Origin of the sequence: Paraburkholderia sp. EG304 (genome assembly GCF_046543485.1) — a bacterium.
Lineage (GTDB): Bacteria > Pseudomonadota > Gammaproteobacteria > Burkholderiales > Burkholderiaceae > Paraburkholderia > Paraburkholderia youngii.
The window spans coordinates 1-5,698 of record NZ_JBKGUA010000134.1; the positions used below are offsets into that span (position 1 = coordinate 1).

General features: G+C 59.1%; 2 protein-coding genes. One reads left to right on the top strand and one right to left on the bottom strand.

Annotated features, from left to right (window positions below; translation table 11 throughout):
- Nucleotides 1–613 precede the first annotated feature (613 nt).
- Nucleotides 614–874, bottom strand: coding sequence for a hypothetical protein (locus ACLFKU_RS42250; RefSeq protein ID WP_410853198.1), 261 nt, complete (start codon nt 872–874; stop codon nt 614–616).
- A 923-nt stretch (nt 875–1,797) separates the two neighbouring features.
- Between ACLFKU_RS42250 and ACLFKU_RS42255 the strand changes: the two genes are divergently transcribed.
- Nucleotides 1,798–5,698: amino acid adenylation domain-containing protein (locus ACLFKU_RS42255; protein ID WP_410853199.1), on the top strand; the 3,901-nt coding region annotated here is incomplete at its 3' end.

Genomic DNA, 5,698 nt, shown 5'->3' on the forward strand with positions numbered 1-5,698 from the left:
CACTTGAACCTTGCAAACGGCAGCTAAACCGCCCATTCTTGAACCCACCAAGATGCTCGTTTCTACCCGCTTCTTCTGGCGCCTATATGCCGGAAATACCCGGCTCCTTTATGCCGGAAGGTGACACCACGGTCGCGTATGACGTTGCACGACGTCTCATCGGGCAGCAACGGCACACGGATCGCGTGCACGCGATCCCGTTTACCATGCGGCCAACACACGCAGGTTGATGGCCAGCACGATTACTTCCATTCGGTGCGTCTTGTCGCGCTACTTCTGGCGTTCCACAGAGATGCTTGTGGGATCGACAAGACAGCATTCGATCCCGCGACCTTGCAAGGCATGACAGATCCAGAACGCGTCTTGGCCGGTCTCATAGCTTGGGCAATCCATAGTTCATCTGGCAACGCCCATTTCTGCCGCTGCTGTCCAATCAGGGACAGCGCCGGCTACAGACGTGATGCAGCCCGTTACTGCGTGACCGTATGCACGGCTGGCCGATCTTAGCTAGCTGGCCACCTCATCTCAGCGTTCGATTGCTTGAGAAACTCTTTCAGACTGCAATCTGCGACAGCTTGTCGTTCCATTCTTGCGCGAGTGTGTCGGTGACCGGTCAGTTACTTGGATGGACCAGCATGAAGCGCCGTTGCGCAAGATCTGCGTCGACCTGCGCGCGTTCTATAGCGCGCAGGCGTAACCGATCGGCTTCAGCGTGACGCGCTTCGATTTCCCTGCGCATCTGCCCTGCCAACTCATCGGCAGCGGGAGTCATCGACGCGACGATCAACGCGTAAACTGTTTCACCCGATCGGCGCCCCGTCAATTGACTGGCAGCAAGGTTCTCCAAGAGCGTCTTGTGCTTGATCGCAGACATATTAGGCTTCCTGTCTTCCGCGTAGCGTAACGGAGTCGGAAAAGCGACCACAACGACTGCAGATGGCGCCTCCCTGCAGAACTGGCGCACCCTCGCCAGGTGGCAACGATCGCGCGACTTCAAACCCGCGACCATGCATCTTGGGCTCGGTGCACTAGATAATCGGCCGACCTCAGCCAGCGCCGCCTCGTATTCGCACTCCTCCTCTGATCCGCCCGCAGAAGTCGTTCGATTCATGCTTCTGGGTCGGGCACTACCGGATGAATAACTCCCCACGCTCTGGAGCTTCCGCCAAATTCGGTGCCGCTCAAAGCCTCAGAAACTGGGGGATATTAGAAAATCGCTAGGACATCGAAAAAACATTTGATATCAATGCGGTGCACGAACGGTGGCATGATAGTACCCATTCCGTACCGGCTGCAGTGTCTGATTTGCTTTGCGTGCACAAGGTTTTTCACTGATAGGGGCGCATTCGTGCGTTGGCAGGCGAATTCCAGAAGGTCGGGTACTTTATTCGGGTTTGCAAAAAGTAGTTGCGTTGTCTTGGCTACGTCGCCGATCGGCGCAAACGCAAATGCATGAGCGGTAGTTTGGGCTGGAGCAAAGGGGGCAGAGATACATCTGCGGGCGGGAATCGTGATGAAGCGGTGCGCTCAGCTTCTGCTCGCAGTAGGCGTCGACGTGATGCGGATGGGAACGCTTGCCATTCTGACGTGTACGGGAGAAATCGCGACATCAGCAGCACCGGATCTTTGTTCGTGAGTCGCAGGGAGCTCGTCAACGCGCCGGCTGTGTCAAATGGCGGGCGCGTGTTCACGAACCCGCATTCAGCGGCAGCATTGCGTTCGATGCTTTCCGTGGCGGTGTCGTCGTAACGGCGGCACGCTTGGCCAAATGACTTCGGTCTTGGCTGGGAGATTAAGATGTTAAATCGTATTTCCTTGGCGCGCCCGGATCATGGGGCGAATAAGCGGTTAGCCTTATCAAAGGTGTCTAGCGTTATTGTCGGTAGCGGTACGCTAGCCATTAGGTGTGCTCAGCTAGCCCAAGAAAGGGGGCACGTGATCCGCGCGGTACTTTGTGCGGACTCCCGGTTTTCCGAGTGGGCCACCGGTGCCAATATCCTATGTTGTAGCAGCGTCGACGAGCTCTCGACATTTATAGATATTGAGCCCGTTGAATATATATTTTCTGTCGCCAATCCGTTCATATTGCCAGTGGGTATGCTTAGGCAGGCACGTCAAGGCGCTTTCAATTATCACGATGGACCCCTCCCTCAATATGCGGGAACTCATGCCACTTCTTGGGCCTTGCTTGCTGGTGAAAGCGAATATGCAATTACGTGGCATTGTATGGATCAAGGCGTCGATACTGGTGATGTGGTCGTTCGGCGTCAGGTTTTAATAACGCCGACCGACACTGCATTCACCCTAAACATTAGATGTTATGAAGCTGCTATCGAGGGGTTCCGTGAGTTGCTAATTGGATTGACCGATGGGGCCCTCGATATACGTCCGCAAAGGATGCTGGACAGGAGCTACTTTCCGAGATATCGAAGGCCCGATGTTGGGGGCTGTTTACGTTGGGATCGATCTGCGGAAGATTTGTCTGCAATGGTGCGGGCCTTGGATTTCGGAGCAAATTATCCAAATCCGTTGGGAATGCCAAAGGTTATCTTGGTCGATGATCTTGTGGCAGTCAAACGCGTAAAGGTTCTGGATCGATGCTCGGATGAGCTTCCGGGTTCCTTGCTGGGGATCCACCGTTGGAATTGGCGTGTCGCGACAGCTACGCAAGATGTCGATGTTTGGTTTTCTGGTCCGGACGGTCAATCTATTGACGCGTCGGCGCTCGCGAAGCATCACGGTCTGGATATCGGAGACCGTCTTCACATATTCGGTGTAGAACAGGCGTCGAGCATTACTTCCGAGCTCGAAATGTTAGCCGTGCAAGAGTCATTTTGGCGCCAGCGGCTTGCCGGGTTCAGATCGTTGCAGCTTCCCTTTTTTTTGTCGTCGGCTTTGGCCATGACGAAATGGCAGTCCAGTTCGGAGAATGCTTTTAGCGTTTTGGCTGAATTGGCACCGATCGAGCGCATGGTACACATAGTGGTCGGCTGGCTAATCTATCTTTCCCGCATCTCAGGTGAATCTGAGCTTCAGTTGGGATGGAGTCCTACGCTCAATGTATCGGGAGTTGCATCGGAAGCAACAGGGTTGCATATTGCCGCAGTCGTGCCGATGAAAATTGTAGTTGATCTCGATGATGCTTTTGCAGAGGTGCGTAGGACAGTTGAGACCGAATTCGCTCTGCTTCGAGCACACAAAAGTTTTGCTGGGGATCTCGTTGCACGCTACCCGGCGTTAAAGAACATAGAGGCACTTCGATCGCGGTGCCCGTGGCCGATTGGTATCACGATAAGGGAAGGTGCTTCTTCGCATGAGCTGGGATCAGCGCCGAATTCTGGAATACTTCGCTCGGGCAACGTGCTGACGCTTGAAGTGTGCTCTTTGGACGGTAGCTTTCGATGGCACTTCGACAGAAGCCGCTTGGCACCGGAGAATGTCGAACGTATTACACAGCATTTGGAAAAATTGTTGGGTGCTGTGATGGCTGAGCCTCGGCAGCCGGTGGGCCGCATCGACATCCTGCCGGCGGCGGAGCGCCGGTATCTGCTGGAGGAGCTGAACCGCACGGAGGCGGCGTATCCGTCGGAGCGGTGCATCCATGAGCTGTTCGAGGCGCAGGTGCGGCGGGCACCGGAGGCGGTGGCGCTGGTGCATGAGAACGAGAGACTGAGCTATGGCGAGCTCAATGCGCGGGCCAACCGGCTGGCCCATCATCTGATCGCACTCGGAGTCAGGCCGGATCAGCCGGTGGGGATCTGCGTGGAGCGCAGCGCGGCGATGGTGGTGGGGCTCTTGGCGATCCTGAAGGCGGGGGGCGCGTATGTGCCGCTGGATGCGGCGTATCCGGGCGCGCGGCTGCGGCAGATTCTGGGGGAGGCGGCGCCGCGGCTGGTGCTGGCCGATGCGGCGGGGCGTGCGGCGCTGGGCGCGGAGGCGCTCGCTGGGGTGGGGCTGGTGGAGCTGGAGGCGCAGTCGCCGGCGTGGGCCGGGCAGCCGTCATCGGATCCGGATGCGCGCGCGCTGGGCCTGGGCCCGCACCATCTGGCCTATGTGATCTACACCTCGGGCTCCACCGGCACGCCCAAGGGCGTCATGGTCGAGCACAGAAACCTGTTGAATTATTTGCAATGGTCACATCGCAGTTATTACGAAGAAGCGTTGAATGGTTCGCCGATATTACATTCGTTGAGCTTTGACGGCATCGTTACAACTTTATTCGGGCCCCTGTTGGCAGGTGCAGCGCTGTATCTTCTAAAACCTCCTGTTGAAACTGATTTACTTTCTCCTGCTAACGATGGTCGGGTCTACGATTTGATCAAGCTGACGCCTTCGCACCTGAGCCTGTTAAACCGGCAACTGGAGTGTTACGAAGGTCCGGCTCCGACGAAGGTACTGATGGTTGGTGGGGAACCGTTAGTACCTGCGGATATTCAGTTTTGGCGAAAGCGTTTCCCGAATGTGCGTCTGATCAACCACTTCGGTCCTACAGAAGCGACAGTTGGAAGCGTCACATTTGAAATATCCAAAGTTATCGATGGATCCGCCTCTATCCCGATCGGCCGTCCGATTGCGAACACGCGGGTGTACGTGCTGGACGGTCATGGCGAGCCGGTGCCGTTCGGGGCGGCTGGGGAGCTCTACATTGGCGGGGCGGGGGTGGCGCGTGGCTACCTGAACCGCCCCGAGCTGACAGCCGAGCGGTTCATCGCCAGTCCCTTTGTGGAGGGCGATCGGCTGTACCGCACGGGGGACCTGGCGCGGTACCTGCCGGACGGCAATCTGGAGTTTCTGGGGCGCACCGACGAGCAGGTCAAGATCCGGGGCTTTCGCATCGAGCCGGGCGAGGTGGCCGCGCACCTGTGCGGACATGCGTGGGTGCGCGAGGCGGTGGTGGTAGCGCGCGAGGAGCGGGCCGGCGAGCCGCAGCTGGTGGCGTATGTGGTGGCCGCAGAGGAGGCGCAGGAAGCGCAGCTTGCGGCGACGCTGCGCGCGCATCTGGTGGGGCAGCTGCCGGACTACATGGTGCCGGCGGCGTTCGTGCCGCTGGCGGCGCTGCCGCTGACGGTGAACGGCAAGCTGGACCGCCGGGCGCTGCCGGCGCCGCAGGACGATGCGTATGCGCGGCGGGGCTACGAGGCGCCGCGCGGGGAGCTCGAGACGGTGCTGGCGCAGCTGTGGGCGGAGCTGCTGGGGCTGGAGCGGGTCGGTCGGCATGACCACTTCTTCGAACTGGGCGGTCATTCGCTGCTGGCCGTGCAACTGATGGAGCGGCTGCGGCAGCGCTCGCTGGGGATGGAGGTGCGCACGCTGTTCGCGCGGCCGGTGCTGGCCGATCTGGCGGCCAGCCTGGGGCGCCATCAGGAGGTCGCGGTCCCCGCCAACCTGATTACCGCGCACAGTACGGCGATCACCCCCGGGATGCTGCCGCTCATCGGGCTGAGCCAGGCGGAGATCGACCGTGTGGTGGCCACGGTGCCCGGAGGGCTGGCCAACATCCAGGACATCTATGCTCTCTCGCCGCTGCAGGAGGGCATCCTGTTCCATCATCTGCTGGCCAGCCAGGGCGATCCTATCTGTTGGCCCGGGAGATGGCATTTGCCGGTCGTGACCTGCTGGAGCGCTATCTGGCGGCAGTGCAGCGGGTGGTGGACCGGCACGACATGCTGCGCACGTCGTTTGTGTGGGAGGGGCTGTC